General features: G+C 69.1%; 1 protein-coding gene. It reads right to left on the bottom strand.

All coding sequences use genetic code 11. The features are described from left to right. On the bottom strand, nt 1–484 hold a 484-nt coding region (locus tag ABD335_RS20830), incomplete at its 3' end, for a transglycosylase family protein (protein WP_344325738.1). Nucleotides 485–725: the final 241 nt, after the last annotated feature.

The raw sequence follows: 725 nt of genomic DNA, 5'->3' as shown, positions 1-725 counted from the left end.
TGATGTCGCCGTTGTCGTCGATCTGCACGGCGTGGCTCTGCCACGTCCCGCTCGCCGAACGCGACCGGTCCCACACCGTCCCACTGGGAACACTCGGAGGCGGTGGAGAACTCGGATAGGGCTCCGCCGTGTCACTGCCCAGGCCCGCTCTCGGCCCGCACACCGGCCAGGCTCCTTCCCCCTGTGCGGCCAGGACCTTCTCCCCTATGAGGATCTGCTCTTGCTTGGTCGCCTGATGGGGGTAGTCGGCGTACTGCGTGCCTCCGTACGCCCTCCAGGTGCTCAGGGAGAACTGGAGGCCGCCGTAGTAACCGTTCCCGGTGTTGATGCTCCAGTTACCGCCGCTTTCACACTCCGCGACCTTCTCCCAGGTACTGACCGATGCGGCTCCCGCCGGTCCTGTGGCGATCAGGGAGAGAAGCAGAGCACCGGCCGGGATCGCCGCGCAGGCTGCGATCACTCGGCCCTTGCCGATCTGGGGCATGGCTGGATCTCCGATGGTGTCGGGGAGCGGGTGGATGTCCGCCCGGTACGGCGAAGCCGCGCACCGGCCTGGGGGCCGCACCCCACGGGCTTGTTCACATGGGGTGCGGCGCCCAGGGACCTCATGGCGCCGGCGGACATCGGCGGTCGCATGAGGCTTTCGGGGCAGCAGGGGCTGCGATCAGGGCGCGATGGTGCCGACGTGGAGGGTGCCGTTGGGCAGGGCGGCGGCGTAGGTGTCG

It is taken from the genome of Streptomyces macrosporus, assembly GCF_039533145.1.
Lineage (GTDB): Bacteria > Actinomycetota > Actinomycetes > Streptomycetales > Streptomycetaceae > Streptomyces > Streptomyces macrosporus.
Note: the sequence above shows the minus strand (reverse complement) of the source record. Positions and strands in the feature narration are given on the sequence as shown.